Annotated in this window: 15 protein-coding genes and 1 pseudogene; 3 read left to right on the top strand and 13 right to left on the bottom strand. The window is 60.7% G+C overall.

All coding sequences use genetic code 11. The annotated features are described in order from the left end of the window. Positions 1-93: 93 nt before the first annotated feature. From ACUVTU_RS04905 to ACUVTU_RS04895, 3 genes are all read right to left on the bottom strand, one after another. Entirely contained in the window at positions 94-1,098 is a 1,005-nt protein-coding gene (locus ACUVTU_RS04905) for a TAXI family TRAP transporter solute-binding subunit (protein WP_445888839.1), read from the bottom strand. 178 nt (positions 1,099-1,276) lie between these two features. Then, positions 1,277-3,202 (bottom strand): NAD(+) synthase, encoded by a 1,926-nt coding sequence (gene nadE / locus ACUVTU_RS04900; protein WP_445888838.1) that lies wholly within the window; start codon positions 3,200-3,202, stop codon positions 1,277-1,279. A gap of 101 nt (positions 3,203-3,303) precedes the next feature. Further along, positions 3,304-4,299, bottom strand: coding sequence for a hypothetical protein (locus tag ACUVTU_RS04895; protein ID WP_445888837.1), 996 nt, complete (start codon positions 4,297-4,299; stop codon positions 3,304-3,306). 105 nt (positions 4,300-4,404) lie between these two features. Between ACUVTU_RS04895 and ACUVTU_RS04890 the strand changes: the two genes are divergently transcribed. Then, positions 4,405-5,151 (top strand): thiamine pyrophosphate-dependent enzyme, encoded by a 747-nt coding sequence (locus ACUVTU_RS04890; protein ID WP_445888836.1) that lies wholly within the window; start codon positions 4,405-4,407, stop codon positions 5,149-5,151. A gap of 90 nt (positions 5,152-5,241) precedes the next feature. Here ACUVTU_RS04890 and ACUVTU_RS04885 read toward each other — a convergent pair whose 3' ends face one another. The 8 genes from ACUVTU_RS04885 to ACUVTU_RS04850 all read right to left on the bottom strand — a co-directional run bounded on the left by ACUVTU_RS04885 (position 5,242) and on the right by ACUVTU_RS04850 (position 14,821). Further along, complete coding sequence (locus ACUVTU_RS04885; RefSeq protein WP_445888835.1) at positions 5,242-5,712, bottom strand: N-acetyltransferase; 471 nt, start codon at positions 5,710-5,712, stop codon at positions 5,242-5,244. Between the two features lie 21 nt (positions 5,713-5,733). Then, a complete protein-coding gene (purQ, locus tag ACUVTU_RS04880; protein ID WP_445888834.1) occupies positions 5,734-6,519 on the bottom strand; it encodes a phosphoribosylformylglycinamidine synthase I in 786 nt (261 codons plus the stop codon). Then, the gene (gene purL, locus ACUVTU_RS04875) at positions 6,516-9,353 is read right to left on the bottom strand and encodes a phosphoribosylformylglycinamidine synthase subunit PurL (RefSeq protein WP_445888833.1); all 2,838 of its coding nucleotides are present in this window, start codon (positions 9,351-9,353) and stop codon (positions 6,516-6,518) included. The genes purQ and purL overlap by 4 nt, the downstream gene beginning before the upstream one ends. Positions 9,354-9,367: 14 nt before the next feature. Beyond that, positions 9,368-9,937 (bottom strand): xanthine phosphoribosyltransferase, encoded by a 570-nt coding sequence (locus tag ACUVTU_RS04870; protein ID WP_445888881.1) that lies wholly within the window; start codon positions 9,935-9,937, stop codon positions 9,368-9,370. 27 nt (positions 9,938-9,964) lie between these two features. Continuing rightward, entirely contained in the window at positions 9,965-10,897 is a 933-nt protein-coding gene (locus ACUVTU_RS04865; RefSeq protein WP_445888832.1) for an ABC transporter permease, read from the bottom strand. Positions 10,898-10,925: 28 nt separating this feature from the next. Further along, entirely contained in the window at positions 10,926-12,029 is a 1,104-nt protein-coding gene (locus ACUVTU_RS04860) for an ABC transporter permease (protein WP_445888831.1), read from the bottom strand. After that, on the bottom strand, positions 12,004-13,563 hold the full coding sequence (locus tag ACUVTU_RS04855) for an ABC transporter ATP-binding protein (protein WP_445888830.1): 1,560 nt from the start codon (positions 13,561-13,563) through the stop codon (positions 12,004-12,006). Before ACUVTU_RS04855 ends, ACUVTU_RS04860 begins: the two co-directional genes overlap by 26 nt. Before the next feature lie 148 nt (positions 13,564-13,711). Further along, positions 13,712-14,821 carry a BMP family ABC transporter substrate-binding protein gene (locus ACUVTU_RS04850; protein WP_445888829.1) on the bottom strand — a complete coding sequence of 370 codons (1,110 nt, stop codon included), beginning with the start codon at positions 14,819-14,821 and terminating at the stop codon, positions 13,712-13,714. A 261-nt stretch (positions 14,822-15,082) separates the two neighbouring features. On the opposite strand from ACUVTU_RS04850, the gene rnhA reads away from it, so the two are divergent. Further along, complete coding sequence (rnhA, locus tag ACUVTU_RS04845) at positions 15,083-15,589, top strand: ribonuclease HI (protein ID WP_445888828.1); 507 nt, start codon at positions 15,083-15,085, stop codon at positions 15,587-15,589. Between the two features lie 163 nt (positions 15,590-15,752). On the opposite strand, the gene ACUVTU_RS04840 is transcribed toward rnhA, so the two are convergent. Next, positions 15,753-17,360 (bottom strand): acyl--CoA ligase family protein, encoded by a 1,608-nt coding sequence (locus ACUVTU_RS04840; RefSeq protein WP_445888827.1) that lies wholly within the window; start codon positions 17,358-17,360, stop codon positions 15,753-15,755. 121 nt (positions 17,361-17,481) lie between these two features. Between ACUVTU_RS04840 and ACUVTU_RS04835 the strand changes: the two are divergent. Then, positions 17,482-17,535, top strand: a pseudogene (locus tag ACUVTU_RS04835) (hypothetical protein); the annotation flags it as partial. A 24-nt stretch (positions 17,536-17,559) separates the two neighbouring features. Here the strand turns inward: ACUVTU_RS04835 and brxL are convergent. Then, on the bottom strand, positions 17,560-19,492 hold a 1,933-nt coding region (gene brxL / locus ACUVTU_RS04830), incomplete at its 5' end, for a BREX system Lon protease-like protein BrxL (protein WP_445888826.1).

The following is a 19,492-nucleotide window of genomic DNA, read 5'->3' as shown; positions in this document are numbered from 1 at the left end:
AGATCCCCGACCGCTGGCGCATAAATTGACCGGCCCGCATTACGCAGGGCCGGTCGTCTGGCCACCCCGGCCAGGGTGTAAGGCATGTAACTTTTATTTCGCCTCTTTGAAGTATTTCTCCGCACCGGGATGTACGGGGATGGACATACCTTCCAGAGCGGTTTTCTTGTCAATCAGCTTGCCCACCGAGTGCGCTGCTTTCAAAGCATCCAGGTTTTCAAAGATGGCTTTGGCCATGTCATAGGCCAGCTGATCATCCACCTTGTCGTTTACCACCAGCATGGAGCGCACGGCCAGCGACTGCACATCCTGGGTCTGTCCCGGATAGGTATTGGCCGGCACAGTGATCTTGCTGTAGAAGGGGTATTTCTGGATCAGCTTGTCGGCCACCGCATCTTCCACCGGCAGCAGGACCACCTGGTTCTGGGCGGCAATGTCCTGTACGGCGGCGGTGGGGAAGCCGGCGGTGAGGAAGGCCGCGTCAATATTGCCGTCCTTCAAGTTGTTGGCCGCTTCGGCAAAGGACAGGTACTGCACTTTGATATCATTGTAGGTGATGCCATGGGCTTCCAGGATCTGGTGAGCGTTGGCTTCCACACCGCTGCCCACGGCACCCACGGCCACCCGCTTGCCTTTCAGATCGGCCACGCTCTTGATGCCGGTCTTTTGCAGGGTCACGATCTGGATGGTCTCCGGATACAGTGTGGCCAGCCCTTTGAGGCTTTCCACCTTTTTATCCTTGAACATTTCCACACCGTTCACGGCATAGTAGGCAATGTCGTTCTGGACAAAGCCCATCTGCACGCTGCCGTCTTTGAGCAGGTTAACATTGGCCACCGAAGCGCCGGTGGTCTGCGCCGTGGCATTGGCCCCGGGCACATTCTTGTTCAGGATGTTGGCAATGGCGCCGCCCAGCGGATAGTACACGCCGGCTGTCCCGCCGGTGGCAATGTTGATGAACTTCTTGGCGCCCTGTTCCGGAGCGGCCTTTTGCTCACCGCCCTGCTGGGCCCCACCGCAGCCGGCCACCAGGGCCATCACAAACAGCAGCAGCACGGCCAGCAGCATACCACGTCCCCGCATCTTGTTCCAATACATCTGTTTCTTCAACCTCCTGTTTATTTATACATTTAATCACATCTAACCCCCACAGCAATCTGTCCCCGGCGCCCACGCCCCTTTCATCAATATGTTGTCCGCCTTAATGCATTTCTGTTATGTAGAAATACATTATACAAATAATACATTATACATGTAAAGCGGTTTTCCTGCCGGATTAGCGCTCGGCCGGAGGACAATTTTTCAGGAGCTGCTCTTTGAGCTGCCGGTAGCGGGCGGTGAAATAGGGCCGGTTCTGGGCCTCGCGGTGATCAAAGCCGTAAGCCCGCCGGCTGACCGCCAGCACCGGCGGAGCCTGGATGCGCTTGGCCACGGCCAGACCGGTGTAGAGCGTCCACCAGCGTTCCAGGTCGGCGATAAAATGGGCCGCTGTGGGGAAGATTTCCCCGGGCAGACCGGGCCGGCAGCCGATTTTTTCCTCCAGCACCCCGTGCATGTACCATTCCAGTATATCTTCCGGGGTGGCCCGGTTCCAGTGCTCCATAAAAGCGCGGAACAGGTAGTCGTGATAGGGATAGACCAGCGGGTCACCCTTGCCTTCATCCACCGCCTGCTCGGGCGATAGCTCGGCGCTGGGCACAATGTCCATAATGCCCTGCGGGATGACCATACGGCCGTACACCTGCTGGTTCAAATAGGCGGCCAGCTCGTACACCTGATGTTTCCAGAGGTCGGCCAGGGCAGCCAGAAAACCGGCCTGGTCACCGTAAAGCGTAGCGTACCCCACAGTGAGCTCGCTCTTGTTGGCATTGCAGGTAAAGCCCCCGCCAAAGGCGGCCGCTATACCGGCCAGCAGCCGGGCCGAACGGTCCCGGGCCTGGATATTTTCGGTAACCGGCGGCGTGATGTTCAAGAACAACTGCCGGCCGTGCACCGGATCCTGCACCGGGGTTTGGGTGAGCTGCTTGACCGTGTAATCCACCGCTTCCTGAATGGGCAGCACGGTGTACAGGCAGCCCAGGTTTTCGGCCAGCTGTGCCGCCAGGCCGCGGGTGGTGGCCGAATTGTACCGGCCGGGCATGTTCACCAGCAGCAGATCCCCGGGCGGCATCACCCGGGCATAGAGCGCCGCGCTCACCGCCGAGTCAATGCCGCCGGAAATGCCGATGACCACCCGGCTGATGCCGGTGGCCGCCAGGAAATTCCGGATGCCGTAATGCAGGGCCCGGTAAATGCTGTCGATGCCGTCATCGGGCGGCAGTGTTTTCGGCGCCGTGCCCGCCTCGGCCTGCAGCGACAGCGTCACCACCCGGAGCTCTTCCTGAAAGGGCGGCACATAGTCTGTGACCGCGCCCCGCCTGTCGTACAGCGTGCTGAAGCCGTCGAAGGTATACACGGTTTTGCCGTTGTTCTGTATGCCCACGCTGTTCACATAGACCAGCGGCACGCCGCAACCGGCCACCTGGCGGGAAAATACCCGGTGCCGCTTCTGGTTTTTGCCCCGGGTGTAGGGGGAGGTGGATATATTGAGCAGCAGCTGCGCGCCGGCCCGGCGGGCCAGCACCTCCATGGGCCGCACGGCGTAATCGTCGCTCCAGCCGTCCTCGCAGAGCAGGCAGCCCAGCCGCAATTTGCTGCCGTCAATGACCACCTCCACGGGCTGGAGCATCTCCTCCACCGGGCAGGCCAGCTCCTGGGCCAGCTGCCGCAAACTGTAAAAATGGCGGCTGTCATCAAATTCCCGGTAGTTGGGCTGCAGGGTTTTGATCCGGAAAGGGTAAATAAAGTTGTCTCCACCCACCAGCCGGCCGTCCTGCGCCACAAAACAGGCGTTGTATTTGCGCACCCGCCCGTCTTCGTTCTTCTTCTGCCAGTCCACCGCCACATTGCCAAAAACCACACAGATGTCCCGGGCGGCCCGGACAATCTGCTGTCCATAATATGCGCAGTCGCGCAAAAAGGCAGTCTGCTCCCAGGTATCGCCCAGCAAGTAGCCGGGAATGGCCATCTCGGGAAACACTACCAGATGGGCGCCCTGCTCCCGCGCCTCCTGAATCATGTCCAGCATTTTGCGGGCATTTTGGTCAGGATGGCCGGGGATCACCTGCATTTGTCCCAGCGCAATTTTTAGTTCCGCCAGCATTTCACTTCACCCCGGGCTAAATAATCCAAACAGTATTCTAACACGCCGGCCGGGTTTGCGCCAGACAGCGGCCGGACGATTTGACCAATAGAAACAGCCGGTCAGCGGGGCAAACCCCACTGACCGGCCGTTTTGTAAATGTAATAGCTGTAACCGGCCAGGCCGGCATTGAGCAGCGCCGCGCCCAGATACAGGGGCCGCCAGTGCGCCTCCAGCAGCCCGGCACAGGCCACCAGGCAGAGCGCAGCTTTGAGAAAGGCCCCGGATCCGGGCCAGGTGAGCGCCGGCCAGCCCCGGAACCCCGGGCCGAAACGCCGCACCGCAGGCCGCTCGCCCGCCGCGCCGGGTTTTCCCCCGGGGGCATCGGCCCGGCGCAGGGCCAGCCAGCCGGCCAGGCGGGCCATTTGCTCCAGATCCAGCCAGTACAGGCTCATCTGGTGCCGCCAGCGGCGGGCCAGCAGCAGCGCCCCGGCACTCACCCGCCCGGCCGGCACCAGCACCGCCCGGGTGTAACCGGCCCGGCTGATGGCCAGCAGCACCTCCCGGGCCTGCCGGGCGGAAAGTTCCCGCCCGGCCGCGGCGGCCGCGCTATCCGGCTGGCTCTGCTCCGGCACGATACAGGCCACCAGCAGGTTCTTGCCATTGTACTGGGCCTCGAGGAAGGCTACACCGGCGGCCGGCGCCTCTTCTCCTGCCGTCCCGGCCGGTTCCGCCACCTCCTGCAGACCCGGCAGTTCCCGCAGCAGCCGCTGCACCAGAGGCACCATTTCCCGGGCTGCGGTCACCCGGCTCATTTCCTGGCGCAATTCCTGCGCGGCCTGCCAGGCCCGCTGCCTGTGCCGGACCAGCGCTTTTTGCCCCCGCTGCCACTGCTGCACCACGGCCGCGGACAACAGGGCCGCCAGGATAAAGGCCGGCCAGAAAAGAGGCCGCTGTCCCAGATACCAGGATAAGGTCAGATACAGGGCCAGCCAGAGCAACAAAATGGCGATCAATTTATCCACCCCTCGGGCCACCACACTCCGCCGGTCGTCCCGCGACTGCCGCCCCACCAGCCAGATCCGGCCCGGCCAGGCCAGATAGCGCTGCAAACGCAAATTAATTCATCCTCCCCCGCAAAACGCCGTGTATTAATACTTATAACATTGACAGATTCGGGCAAAATTTAAACATGTTCTAATTTATTATCGGGAGGACCTGATATGGCAATTGCTCCGGCAATGCCCCGCGTATGGCGGGCCGAAACCAAACCGCACAAGTTTTGTCCGGGCTGCGGGCACGGCCTGGTTTTGAAAATGCTGGGGGAAGCGATTGATGAACTGGGCCTGCAGGACCGCACGGTTTTTGGCTGCGACATCGGCTGCTCCCTGCTGGCCTGGGACTTTTTCAACCTGGACAGCGTGCAGACCCACCACGGTCGCACCACGCCGGTGATCACGGGCATCAAAAGAGCCAACCCCGACTTGATCGGCATTGCCTACATGGGCGATGGAGGCGGTTACGCCATCGGTTCCCAGCACCTGGTCAACGCTGCCGCCCGCAATGAGCGCATCACCGTAATTCTGGCCAACAACACGGTCTATGCCATGACCGGCGGCCAGATGGCCCCCACTACCATGCCCGACCAGAAAACCGAAACCAGCCCCTACGGTCGCGACGTCCACCTGACCGGCCCGCCCATGCAGGGCCCGGAAATGGTGGCCGCCATTACGGGACAGGGCGCCTATGTGGCCCGGGGCACCATCAGCAACCTGCGCCAGCTCAAGAGTTACTTAAAAAAAGCGCTGGAAAACCAGCTGGCCGGCCGGGGTTTTTCCTTTGTGGAAGCGCTTTCCGGCTGTCCCACCAACTGGCGCACCAATGCCCAAGAAACCTGGGAATTCCTGGAGCAGACCATGCCGGCCCACTTTAAAGTGGGCGAACTGAAAAACCCGGCCGCGGCAGAATAGTGCGGCGTAAAACAGAATAGTGCGGCGTAAAAAACCAGAACCCACCCGGCGGTGCTGTGCCGGGTGGGTTTGCTTTGCGGTGGTGTGCGCCTATAAATCGATCACGACCGCTTCTTCTTCACAGTTGGGGAATTTGGGGCAGTTGATGCACTCTTTCCAGACCTTGTGGGGCAGCTCCTGCTTGGGTACATGGCGGAAACCGCATTTTAAAAAAAAGCCCACCTGGTAAGTCAGGGCAAAAACCCGCGGGATGTGCAGCTGGCGGGCTTCATCCAGAAAAGCCTTCACCAGGCGCCGCCCGATGCCCTGCCGGCCGAACTGCTCGTGCACGGCCAGGGCCCGGATTTCCGCCAGGTCCTCCCAGATGATGTGCAAACCGCCCGCCCCGATCACCCGGTCGCCCTGCTCGGCCACGGTGAATTCCCGCACACTTTCGTAGAGCACCGAGCGCGGCCGGGCCAGCATCAGGCCCTGGTCGGCAAAGTGGGTGATCAGGGCGTGGATTTCCTCCACATCGGTAATGCGGGCCTTGCGAATGTTAATTGTCTGATTGCCGGACATGTTCTTCCATCCTTAAATTAATTAGTACTGTCCCTGCACATACCGGACCGCGCTGGCAAAGATCTGGCGGCAGGGCAGCGGCAGGGCGGCAGTGCGGCGCCAGTGGGGGTGCTGGTAGGGCTCCACACAGCGCTCGGGGTGGGGCATCAGCCCCAGCACCAGCCCGCGGGGATCGCAAATGCCGGCGATGGCCCCGGGGGAACCATTGGGATTGGCCGGATAATCCAGCGTGGGCCGGCCGGCCGCATCCACATAGCGGAAAACCACCTGGCCGTTTTGCTCCAGCTCGGCCAGGGTTTCCGGCCGGGCGAAAAACTTGCCTTCGCCGTGCGCCACCTGAATGTCGATGATCTGTCCTTCCAGTTCCCGGGTGAAAATACAGGGGCTCTTTTCCACCCGCAGGCGCACCCAGCGGCACTCGAAATGCCCGCTGTCATTGGGCATGAGCGCGGCCTCAATCTGGCCCATGCGGCCGCGCGGCAACAGGCCGGTGCGCACCAGCACCTGAAAGCCGTTGCATATACCCAGCACCGGCTTGCCGGCATCCACAAAGGACTGCAATTGCTCGCGCAAATAGGAGGTCAGCTCCACAGCCAAAATTTTGCCCGAGTGCACATCATCGCCGTAGGAAAACCCGCCGGGGATGACCAGTATTTGATAGCCGGCCAGTTTCTCCGCCCCGGCGCGCAGCTGGTTCACATGCACCATCCGGCACTCGGCACCGGCCTGTGCAAAAGCGTAATAGGTCTCCCGGTCGCAGTTGGTACCATCGGTGCGCAGTACACAGACCCGCGGCTTTGCGGTCATGCTCCAAACACCTCCCGCAGGGGAGCCCGGTAGGCCTGCTGCAGACCGGCCAGGTCCAGCTCCCGCACTCCATCCGGCAGCCCTTCCAGCACCAGGTGCCGCTCCGGCAGGGTGGTGCCCAGCACCTGCCAGGGCAGTCCGGCAAACAGCCCGGCCGGGTCGGTTCCGGCCGGCAGCTCCAGCACAAAGCAGGCCGGGGTTTCATTGAACAAGAACTCCCACCAGCGCTCCGCGGCTACGCTCAGCCGCGCCCCCAGACCGCCGCCCCAGCACATTTCACTGAGGGCCGCCGCCAGGCCGCCCTCGCTGATGTCGTGGCAGGCCAGCACCTGACCCGCGGTAATGGCCCGGTGCAGGGCCCGCCAGACCGCCACCGCCCCCGGCAGGTGCAGGCGGGGCAGATTGTTGCCGGTAGCGCCCAGCAGATCGTAGAGCACCGAGCCGCCCATCTGTTCCGTCTGCCGGTAACCCAGCAGAACCACCGTGCTGCCGGCTCGCTTGAAGTCACTGCTGACGGTTTTACGCACATCGGGCAGGCGGCCAAAGACCGAAACGCACAGCACGGGCGGTATCTTGATGATCTGGCCGTCTTCGCCCCGGTAGGTGCTGGACAGGCTGTCCTTGCCCGAGATGAAGGGCATACCGGTGGCCGCCACAAAGTCCACGCAGGCGTCCACCGCCCGGTCCAGGTCGTACAGCGACTCCTCATCCGGGAAGGGCCAGATGAAGTTGTCAATCAGGCACAGGTCCTCCGGTGCCGCGCCGACAGCCACGGCGTTGGATACCGCCTCGGCGGCCGCCCACAGGCTGCCGGAATAGGGATCAATGGTGTTCAGCACCGGGTTGAGCCCGTGGCTGATCACCACGCCGTAGGGCCGTCCGGGCAGCGGTGCCAGCACCACGGCATCATTGGGCGCGCTGCCGTCCACCCCGTCATAGGGCGGCAGGGCGCAGCTGCCCTGCACGCCGTGGTCGTACATGCGCACAATGGGCTCCTTGGAACAGACATTGAGGTGGGACAGCACTCTGGGCCAGATTTCTTCCACCTTCAGCCCGGCCAGCACCGCCGGGTCGGGCTCGCGGTGCTGGCGCCGGGCGGCCCGGGCGGTGAGCTGCCTTCTGGGCAGGCCGTTGTGCAGAAATTCCATATCCAGCCGGCAGACCTCCTGCCCGGCGTATTCCACCACCAGCTGGCGGTCAGCGGTGAACTCGGCCAGCACGGTGGCTTCCACATTGTTTTCCCGGCAGATACGCAGCAGTTCTTCCAGGTGCCGGGGCTCCACGCAGAGCACCATTCTTTCCTGGCTTTCCGACACCCAGATTTCCCAGGGAGCCAGGCCGCTGTATTTCAAAGGCGCCCGGTCCAGATACACCCGCACGCCGGTCTTTTCGCCCATTTCGCCCAGGGCCGAGGAAAAGCCCCCCGCCCCGCAGTCGGTGACCGCCCGGATCAGCCCGGCCTGGCTGGCCTGCCACAGGGCGTCGGCCAGGCGCTTTTCTTCGATAGCGTGACCGATCTGCACCGCGCTGGCATTGATATCAATGGTGCGGCTGGTCATCTCGCCGCTGGAAAAAGTGGCTCCATGAATGCCGTCCCGCCCGGTGCGCCCGCCAATCACCACGGCCAGATCGCCCGGCTGCGGCCGGCCTTTGCGGCAGCGTTCCAGCGGCAGCAGGCCGTACGCGCCCACAATCACCGAAGGCTTGGCCCGGAAATCGCGGTGAAAGTGTACCGAGCCGTTGTTGGTGGGGATGCCCATGCGGTTGCCGTAATCGCGCACCCCGGCCACCACCCGCCGCAGCAGGTAATGCGGGTGCAGGCAGCCCGGCGGCACCTCGGCGGCCGGCAGATCGGGAGGGGCAAAACAAAACATATCGGTGGAAGCGATCACCCGCGCCCCCTGGCCGGTACCCATGATGTCCCGAAAAACCCCCCCGCTGCCCGTCATGGCCCCGCCGTAAGGCTCAATGGCCGAGGGGGAGTTGTGGGTTTCCACTTTGCCGCAGATGGCCCAGCCCTCGTAGAACTCCATCACCCCGGCGTTGTCCACAAAAGCCGAGCGCACCAGGGGGTGGCCGGCCCGGCGGGTGGCTTCCTGCAGGCGGGACAGCAGCGACGGTTTGGGCTGGCCGTCCACCACCAGCGCCGCTTTAAAGGTTTTGTGCCCGCAGTGCTCCGACCAGGTCTGGGCCAGGGTCTCCAGCTCACAGTCGGTGGGATCGCGGCCCAGCTGGCTGAAATAGGCCTGAATGGCCCGCATTTCTTCCAGATTTAAAAACAATTTGTCCCGGCTGAGTTCCAGCAATTGCTGGTCGCTCATGCCGCGGATGGCGATAATCCGGGTGGGGCCGGGCTGGCCGCTGATGCGCAGTGTGGCCGGCTTTTCCCGCACTACGGTTTCGATGGTGGCGTTCACCAGCAGCCGGTTGACCACAAACTGCACCGCCTGTTCGGTCACGCCCGGCCCGTAAAAGGCATACAGGCGGGAGGAATCCGCCGCCAGCAGGCCGGTAATCCCCAGATCGGCCGCCGCTTTGTGCAGCGAGCTCACTTCGGGGTTCATCACCCCCGGGCGCAGGGCCACCTCCACCAGGGCGGCCGCATCGGTGAGCAGCGGCTGGTTCACCGTGTACTCCTGAAAAATATCTTCGGCCAGCAGCTTTTCCGCCAGCAGCCGGGCCGCGGCCTGGTCAATGCCCTCAAAACGATAGACGCGGGCCGTGCGCACCCGCTCAATGCCTTGCACACCTAAATGCCGGATCTCGCGAACCAGGTCCGCACCGGCCGGGTCGGGCAGCCCCTCCCGCACGGTCACCCGCACTTCCTGCAGCACAGTCCATCCCTCCCTCAGGCAAAGATGATCCGGCCCGGCTCCATACTGGCAATGGCGGCCAGAGCCTCCACTCTTACTCCCTCCTGGCGCAGCTTTTCCGCACCGCGCTGAAAACACTTTTCAATGACCACACCGGCACCGGCCAGCCGGGCCCCGGACTGGCGCACAATGTTCACCAGGCCGGTTAAGGCTTCGCCGTGTGCCAGAAAATCATCCACTATCAGCACGGTATCCTGCGGGGACAGGTAATCCACCGTCACGCAGATTTCCACCGCCTCCTGGCGGGTAAAAGAGTAAACCTGCGCCCTGTACACGTCCTGCTGCTGGGTGCTGGCCTTTTTCTTCTTGGCAAAGACCACCGGCACGCCCAGGGCCAGAGCGGTGGCCATGGCCACCGCAATGCCGGAAGCTTCCACTGTGAGCACCCGGGTCACCCCGGCGCCGGCAAAGCGCCGGGCCAGCTCCTTACCCATCTGCAGGGTAAAGGCAGGATCAATCTGGTGGTTTAAAAAGGAGTCCACTTTCAGGATACCGGGCCCGAGAACCTTTCCTTCTTTTAATATTCTCTCTTTTAATGTCTGCATCATTCCCGCGCCTCACCATCAGTCATATTATCTTTCCTCCCGGTCGTAAGCCAGGCCCAGCGCTCCCGGTGCGCCCAGGCGGTTTTTATGGCGGGCCAGCACCAGAGTGAGCACCAGCACGGTGAACAGATAGGGCAGCATCTTCAGGAAAAAGGACGGCACCAGCACGCCCAGCGCCTGCAAACGAAAGCCCAGGGCATCTATGCCGCCAAAGAAGTAGGAACCGGCCAGGGCCCGCAGGGGATTCCACAGGGCGAAGATCACCAGGGCCACCGCAATCCAGCCCCGCCCGGCGGTCATATTCTCCAGCCAGCTGGGGGCATAGGCCAGCGAGAGATAGGCGCCGCCCGCTCCGGCCAGCATGCCGCCCAGCACCACATACAGGTATTTGAGGCCAAATACGTTCACCCCCAGGGCGTCGGCGGCGGCCGGGTTCTCCCCCAGACTGCGCAAATTCAGCCCCGCCCGGGTGCGGTACAGAAAAACCCACAGCAGCGGTACCAGCAGATAGCTGAGATAAACCAGCACATCGTGTTGAAAAAATACCGGGCCCAGCAGGGGAATGTGCACCAGCGGCTCTAAAGGCCAGACCTGAAAGGGCCTGGGCACCGGCTGGCCGATATAGGCCTTGCCCAGGTAACCGCTCAGGCCGGTGCCAAAGATGGTCAGGGCCAGTCCGCAAACCACCTGGTTGGCCCGCAGGGTGATGGTCAGGAAGGCGTGCACAAGGGCCATCAGTCCGCCGGCCAGCATGGCCGCCAGCAGGCCCAGCCAGGGGCTGGCACTGACCACCGCCGCGATAAAACCGCTCACGGCCCCCACCAGCATGATCCCTTCCATACCCAGGTTGATGATCCCGGCCCGCTCGGTAATCAGCTCACCCAGCGCGGCATAGAGTATGGGCGTACCGGCCGTGATGGCCGCTGCCAGAATGGATACCAGCACGGATTGTTCGTTCAAGTTCTGCTCTACCTCCGCTCTTGCCAGATCAGGCCGCCGGCTGTTCGCCCGCCCCGGTGTGCCCCTCCCGGGAGCGCGCCGGGCGCAGCTGGTAATGGCTCAGAATTTCACCGCCCAGGACAAAGAACAGGATGGCTCCCTGCAGCATGGCCGCCACCGCCGCCGGCACCCCCATGGTCTGCACCAGGTAGCCGCCCACCTGCAGCACGCCGAACAGGATGGACACCAGCACAATGGCCAGGGGATGCAGCCGGGCCAGCCAGGCCACAATAATGGCCGTGTAACCGTAACCGGGGCTGAGTGCGTGCTGCAACCGCCCGGTGATGCCGCTCACCTCGGTCATACCGGCCAGTCCGCAGATGGCCCCGCTCAGCAGCATTACCAGGTAGATGTTGCGCCGGATGTTCATCCCGGCATAGCGGGCCGCTGGCACACTGCTGCCCATCACGCGGATCTCATAGCCCCAGCGGGATTTTTGAAAAACAAATAATAACAGCAGGGCCAAAAACAGTGCAAAGAAGATGCCGGCATGGATGCGGGAGTGGCCCAGGGTGGGCAGCAGCGCCGCGGGCGCAAAGCGCGCGGTGAGGGGAAAATTCATGCCCTGGGGGTCCTTCCAGGGACCGTACACCAGGTAGTCCACCCAGAGAATGGCCACATAGTTGAGCATCAGCGTAGTGATAATTTCGTTCACATTCCACAGGGCCCGGGGCAGGGCGACCAGCAGCGCCCACAGCCCGCCGGCCAGCATGCCCAGCAGGATCATGCCGGGCAGCATCAGCCAGGCCGGCAGATCCGGATGGAACAGCGGCAGCCAGCTGGCGGCAAAAGCGCCCATATAGAGCTGGCCTTCCGCCCCAATATTCCAGAGCTGCATTTTAAAAGCCAGGGAAATGCCCAGCGCACACAGCATCACCGGAATAGCCTTGACCAGGGTTTCCGAAAGCCCGTAAGCCGAACCCAGCGCGCCGCCAAACATGGCCCGGTATACGGCCAGGGGCTTTTGCCCGGTCAGACTGAGAAAAACCGCTCCCAGCAACAGCGCCAGAAAAACGGCCGCCACCGGCACCAGGACATTGACCAGCGGCGAGGGGTGCAGGCGCTTTTCAAGCCGTACAGACAGCCGAGGCATCGGCAGGCTCACCTCCTGGTGGCTCCGGACGGGAACCCATCATCAAAAGCCCGATTTCCTCCAGATCGGTGTGCTCCACCGCAAACTGGCCCACAATCTGGCCGCTGTACAGCACACCCACCCGGTCGGCCAGCTTGAAAATCTCGTCCAGATCTTCCGAAATGAGCAAAATAGCGGCCCCCTGCTGCTTGAGCTGCAACAGCAGCCGGTGCACCACCTCGGTAGCGCCGATGTCCAGCCCCCGGGCCGGGTACATCACCACCATCAGGCGGGGTCCGGCCGATATTTCCCGCGCCAGCAACAGGCGCTGCAAATTGCCGCCCGAGAGCATCTTCACCGGCTGGTGCAGGCTGGCCAGCTTGACCTGGTACTTTTCCACCAGCGCCGCCGCCTGCTGCAGCACGGCGGACTTTTTCAGCAAAAATCGCCCGGTGAATTCCGGCCGGTGGTACTGTTTCAGGATCAGGTTGTCCACCGCCCCCAGATCGGGCACCAGGCCCATGCCCAGCCGGTCCTCGGGCACATAGCTCACTCCCAGGTTGCTGATCTGGCGGGGCGACAGGCCGGCGATGTCCCGCCCCTCCAGCAGCACCCGCCCGGCCTGCACCGGGCGCAGGCCGGCCACCACCTCGGCCAGCTCGCGCTGACCGTTGCCCGACACTCCGGCCAGCCCCAGAATTTCCCCCCGGTGCACGGTCAGGCTCACCTGCTGCAGCCCCGGCCGCCCCATATCGTTCAGGGCGCTGACCCCCTGGAGCTCCAGCACGGGCGGACCGATGGTGCCCGGTTCCCGGTCATAGTGCAGCACCACATCGCGCCCCACCATCATCCAGGCCAGATCGCGGGGACTAAACTGCTCCCGAGTGAGCACGCCGCTCACCTTGCCCCCGCGCAGCACGGTGATGCGGTCGGCCACCTGCTGCACCTCGCTCAGTTTATGCGTGATCAAGACCACCGCACAGCCGGCGGCAGCCATTTTTTGCAAATTGGCAAACAGCTCCCCGGCTTCCTGGGGTGTGAGCACGGCAGTGGGTTCATCCAAGATCAGCACCTGCATGCCCCGGTAGAGCATGCGCACAATCTCCACCCGCTGCTTCTCCCCCACCGACAGCTGCCAGATGCGCGCCCGGGGGTCGATCTCCAGCCCGTAACGCACCGCCAGTTCTTTGATCTCCTGCTCGACCCGGGCCGGCGACAGCCAGGGGCCCCGTCCCTTTTGGCCCAGGATGATGTTTTCGGCCACGGTAAAAGTTTCCACCAGCTTGAAGTGCTGGTGGACCATGCCAATGCCGCAGGCAATGGCATCGCGCGGCGAGCGGAACTTTCTCTCCTGGCCGTCCACAATGATTTGACCGGCATCGGGACGGTAAAGACCGGCCAGCACCGACATGAGGGTGCTCTTGCCCGAACCGTTCTCTCCCAGCAGGGCGTGGATTTCCCCGGCATACAGGTCCAGATCCACCCGGTCGTTGGCCAGCACACCGGGAAAACGCTTGGTAATTCCCCGCAGCTGAATTAGAGGACGACTGCTCATTTCCTTATATTTCCCCTCGATAAAAAGATCGAGCGCTGGCAGAAAATCTGCCAGCTCCCGGCAAAAAATCACATATTCATGATAATATCAGCACAGCGCCTGTGACAAGCCCCAATTTTCCAGGCGGCTTAAATTTTCTCTGTCCGGATTACTTGGGAATGGTGCCGTCCACGCCTTCCACAAACCAGTCCAACTTGAGCATGTCCGCATCGGACATCTTCTGCCCGGCCGGCACTCTTTCTTGACCCTGCTGATCCTTGATCGGGCCGGTGAAAACATCCCACTGACCGCTCAGGATCTTTTGTTTGGCCTCGTCCACACGCTTTTTGGTCGCTTCATCCACCATTGGACCATAAGGAGCCAGGCCCACAATGTTGTCGCTCATGGGACCCCAGTATTGCTCGGACTTCCAGGTGCCGTTCTTCACCGCTTCGACCACCTGGACATAGTAGGGGCCCCAGTTCCAGACCGCCGAGGTCAGCACCGCTTTGGGGGCCATCTTGCTCATATCGCTGTTGTAGCCGATCCCAAACTTGCCCTTTTCTTCGGCTGCCTGCTGCGGTCCCGGAGTATCCTGGTGCTGGGCAATGACATCGCAGCCGGCGTCCAGCAGGGTTTTGCCCGCTTCCTTCTCGGCCGCCGGGTCATACCAGGTATTGGTCCAGACCACTTTCACTTTGGCCTGCGGGTTGACCGAGCGCACGCCCAGAGTGAAAGCGTTGATGCCGCGCACTACTTCCGGAATGGGGTGGGCGGCCACATAGCCAATCAGGTTGCTTTTGGTGGTTTTGCCGGCCACAATACCGGTCAGGTAGCGGGCCTGATACATGCGGCCGAAGTAGGTGCCCACATTGGGCGCGGTTTTGTAGCCCGAGCAGTGCATGAACACAATATCAGGATATTTCTGGGCTACATTGATCACCGGGTCCATGTAGCCAAAGCTGGTGGCAAAGATAATCTTGTTGCCCTGTTCGGCCAGCTGGGTGAGCACCCGCTCGGCATCGGCCCCTTCGGGCACCGATTCCACAATGCTGGTTTCCACATCGGGCATCTTTTGCATCAGATACTGGCGCCCCTGGTCGTGGGCGTAGGTCCAGCCGGCATCGCCCACCGGGCCGACGTAAATAAAGGCCACTTTCAGTTTTTCCTTGTTTTCGCCGGTGGGCGCCTTCTGCTCGGCGCCACCGCAGCCGCTCACCAGCAGCATGGCCAGCACCAGCACGGCACTCAACCACAAAGATACACGCCGCCAATGCATTTTGGGTCATACCTCCTCAAAAATTTTACCTGCTTCTCCCTTTCCTCACAAACCACAACCCTGCTTCATTCACTACAATCAGCACCTGTAGGCCACCTCACCACCTTTTGCGACAATCTCTGGCAAACTTTACCCCGCCTTTATTCCATATCTACCATCATAAATCCTGCTCCGGAAAAATTTTTCTTGCACGGCGGTCGGTTTGGGGGTATAAAAAAGCTGATAAAATAGTACCAGCAATCCAAGAAAGCAGGTGCAAACATGCAGCAGGATTTACCGAAAGTGGAAATTTACACGGACGGGGCCTGCACGGGCAATCCCGGCCCGGGCGGGTACGGCGTGATTTTAAAATACGGGGATAACATCAAGGAACTGAGCGGCGGCTTTGCCCGCACCACCAACAACCGCATGGAAATCCTGGCGGCCATCATCGGCCTGGAAGCGCTCAGGCGCCCCTGCCAGGTCACCCTGTACAGCGACAGCCGCTATCTGGTGGATGCCATAAACCAGCGCTGGGTGTACCGCTGGCGCAGTTTGGGCTGGAGAAAGAGCAAAAACGGCGAGCCGGCCAAAAATCCCGATCTCTGGCAGCGCCTGCTGCCCCTTCTGGAAAAGCACCGGGTAACCTTTGTCTGGGTCAAGGGCCACGCCGACAACCCCTACAACAACCGCTGCGACCAGCTGGCCGTGCAGGCGGCCGCCGGCCCCGATCTGCCGCCCGATCCGGGCTATCAGGCCGGCGGCACACCGGTATCTATGCTATTTTAGCTTGCTGTAAATTAAACCGGACTTCCACCGGCCACAACTGCACACCTGCACCGGAATTAGCAACCACCAGCCAGGCGGACATATTTGCTGGCCGGTCCGCCCCATTCCCACCCCAAAACAGCTGGCCCGGTAGAGCTGTGAACTCCACCGGGCCGGTATAATGTTAGCCCTGCACTTTCTTTTCCCGACCGGCCCACTCCCGGTCGCGCAGCTTGAATTTCTGTATTTTACCGGTAGCGGTTTTGGGCAGCTCCCCAAACTCGATGTATTTGGGCACTTTGTAGCGGGCAATGCGCTCCCGGCAGAAATTGATGATCTCCTCGGCCGTGGGGCTGGTGCCGGGCTTGGGCATGATAAAGGCTTTGGGCACCTCGCCCCATTTGGGGTCGGGAGTGGAAACCACGGCCACTTCCAGCACAGCGGGGTGCTGGTAAATCACATTTTCCACCTCGACGGTGGAGATGTTTTCCCCCCCGCTGATGATAATGTCTTTCAACCGGTCTTTGATCTCCACATAGCCGTCGGGGTGCACCACAGCCATGTCCCCACTGTGGAACCAGCCGCCCCGGAAGGCCTCGGCCGTGGCTTCGGGCTGCTTGTAGTAGCCGGCCATGACGTTGTTGCCCCGCATGACAATTTCGCCCAGGGTTTGCCCATCCCGGGGCACTTCCTGCATGGTGGCCGGGTCCACCACGGTCATATGCACGGCTGTGATGTAGGGCACGCCCTGCCGGGCCTTGATCTCGGCCCGCTTTTCCACCGGCAGGTCGTCCCACTGCTCCTGCCACTCGCAGATGCTGTGCGGCCCGTAAACCTCGGTCAGACCGTAGACCTGGGTGACGGTGGCCCCGATGCTTTCCATGTTCTTGATCACGGTGGGAGAGGGCGGCGCTCCGGCGGTGAGGATGTGCAGCGGGCGGGGCAGCTCCACCCGGTTTTGCTCCAGGTAGAGGATCATGCCGCTGAGCACAATGGGCGCCGCGCACATGTGGCTAACCAGCCCCTGGCCAATCAGGCGGAAAACCTCGGCCGGGTCCACCTTGCGCAGGCACACATTGGTGGCCATGGCCGCAATCACGCCCCAGGTGAAGCACCAGCCGTTGCAGTGGAACATGGGCAGGGTCCACAGGTAGGAGGAGGATTTGTCCATTGCGCTGTGCAGCACTTCGCCCAGCGCATTCAGGTAGGCCCCGCGGTGGGTGTACATCACCCCTTTGGGCAGGCCGGTGGTACCGCTGGTGTAGTTGATGGTAATAACCTCGTTTTCGTCTTCCACCGGTATGGGCAGATCGTCTTCGCTCCCCCCGGCCAGAAACTCCTCGTAGTCCGGGCCGGGCAGGGGCCGGTCCGCCGAAAGGTCACAGATGTTCACTATGCCTTTTAGCCCGGTCAGCTCGGACAGCACCGGCTGGATCACCGGGGCCAACTCGTTGTCCACAAATAAGAAGCGGCTGTCCGAGTGGTTGATGATGTAGGCTATCTCCCGCGCGGACAGCCGGATGTTGATGCTGACCAGCGCGCCGCCCGCCCAGGGCACACCGAAATGGGCTTCCAGCATGGGCGGTGTGTTGGGGCAGAGAAAGGCTACCTTATCTCCCCTTTGCAGCCCTGCTCTGTGCAGCGCGCTGGCCAGGCGCAGCACCCGCCGGTAAAACTGCCGGTAGGTATAAACCTGCTCCCCGTAGCGCACGGCCGGCTTGTCGGGCAGCACCGCTGCATTGCGCTGTAAAAACTGCAGTGGTGACAGCGGTTCGTAGTTCACTTTGAGCATACTGATCCCCTCCAGGCGCAAAATTTCGACAATTTTAAATTTTCTATATAAATAAGACTTCTTGGTGCGCCCTTTTTTTCCTGCTGTTTTATCAAAAATATTTGCTGGAGGTAAACAGTAGATGCTAAATGCCATGCTTTGGGTAGACCGCTCCGGTGCACCATGGGGTGATTTGCCGGAATACTACGGGCCATGGCAACTAATCAACAATCGCCTTAACAAAAGCATCCGCGGCATCAGCATAAAATTCGATATTGATCTTTGTAGCCATTTCATCAGGAAGATCAAATAGCTGCCTTCGAGAGGATATAGGCATTAACAGCGTCGTAGCTCCTTTCTCTAGGGCCAGTTCGGCCACAGCAACCGGATTTGGTATCATCTCAATGGAACCGCCAAGGTTTAAGGCTCCGACTATGATCAATCCACCCTTAACGCTTCGCTCGATTAGAGCGCCGCAAAGTGCAATCAGCACTGGTAAGCCGAGCCCCTGGCCCGAACGTTCCACGTCTATAGCGCGTAATTGGATGGAAAACTCATGCGCGCGCGGGTCGCGGTCTCCAACCAGCTCTTTGGCCCTAACATATAGATTCTGTTCTCCGTAACGGACGCTCTCCCGAAATGCCGGCGGAACTGGTGCGTTAAGAATTTTTACCCCACTGCCAGGACTAACGGTAACCTCTATTCGATATAAAGCTGGGGAAGCGTCCTGCCCGCCGGGGCTGATCGCCCATACCTGCCCCGGAGGCAAAGGGTCACTGTCAATGGTTTCGTCACTATGGAGTTCCGGTGTGGAAACAAACTGCTCCACCCCATCTACTCCCATGGAGAAGCTGAAATGAGTATTTCGAAATTCAGTCTTGAGGCAGCGCTTTTGCTGTTCCTTCACCCTGCGACGCGATTCCAAAGCAATACGGACGATCTTTTCCAGCTCTTCATCAGGTATCGGCATCTCGGGATCAGGGAAAAACAGCTTGATCAGGCCGCTAACGGTTTTATTGACGGCTTCAATATCGCGACCGCTAAGGGCACCCCCCCAGTTAACCCGACCCTGCAGCGCGGAAACCCGGCTGCCATCACGGAGTTTGTGCCAGCATTCGGAGAGAAAGTCGCTGACTAAACCAAAATGATCCGTAAGATGAATATTCGGATTGAGCTTGGGAAACTCCCATCCTGGTACATAGGCGTGAATACGGTCCATAAAAGCAGTATCATCCCGCATCTCGGGCGGGAGTGGACTAAATAAATGGCCGATGCGTTGCTGCTGCTGGACATCTACATCAAAATTTCCCAGCATTACAATGGAGCCGGAAGCACGGATGCTTTCCTTGCCACGGGAAAATTCACCGGAGGCCATATAGCCTTTCATGATGTTAACGCCATCTTTCTGATCAAAGGATATACCGGACACTTCATCAAAGCACACGACATCATAGTGGCAGACAAGGCCACGTTGCCCGGTAGCATTATTCACAAACATTTTAGCCACTGTGGCTTTACCACCGGATATCAAATGGGAGTAAGGAGAGATTTGCTGAAACAAATGGCTTTTGCCAGTCCCCCGGGGACCTATTTCCACAAGATTGTAGTTTCGCTCTACAAAAGACACCATCCGCAATAAGGCGATATTCTGAGCCCGTTCTGAAAGTGCGTCCGGTTCTAATCCTACTGAACGTATTAGGAGACGTTTCCATTCATCTGTGGTGAAATGACTCCTCCTTCGCTGCAGTACTGTAAGTGCATCCACTTTCGAAAGTTGAATGGCACGCAAGCCTTCAATCGCGAAAGGACGACCATTCTTCTCCTGGGCAATGGTAGCATCATAGACCAGGGTGACTTCGGCGTAAAAACCATCGGTCAGCATGCGCTCATTTTCATGTACCAGGGCATCGTCAATTCGGACATCTTTTAACCCCAAGCTCGGCAGTTCGGCAACAAAACAATCGTTTTTTGTATCCAGTCGAGCCTTGATGAGGTCAATTATTTTGATCGAACCAATCTCTCTTGCCCGAGCTTTAAAAAGCTCTTCTTCACCGGTCCTTACCGTGCGATCCCTCAATTGCCTTTCAACAATCTCCAGACTGTAGATCGTAAAATAGAATTGACCCCCGCTAGTCAAGTAAAACTGACCCACC

It is taken from the genome of Desulfurispora sp., from assembly GCF_052744395.1.
The sequence above is the reverse complement of the archived record's forward strand: the minus strand, read 5'-3'. Positions and strand labels throughout refer to the sequence as shown.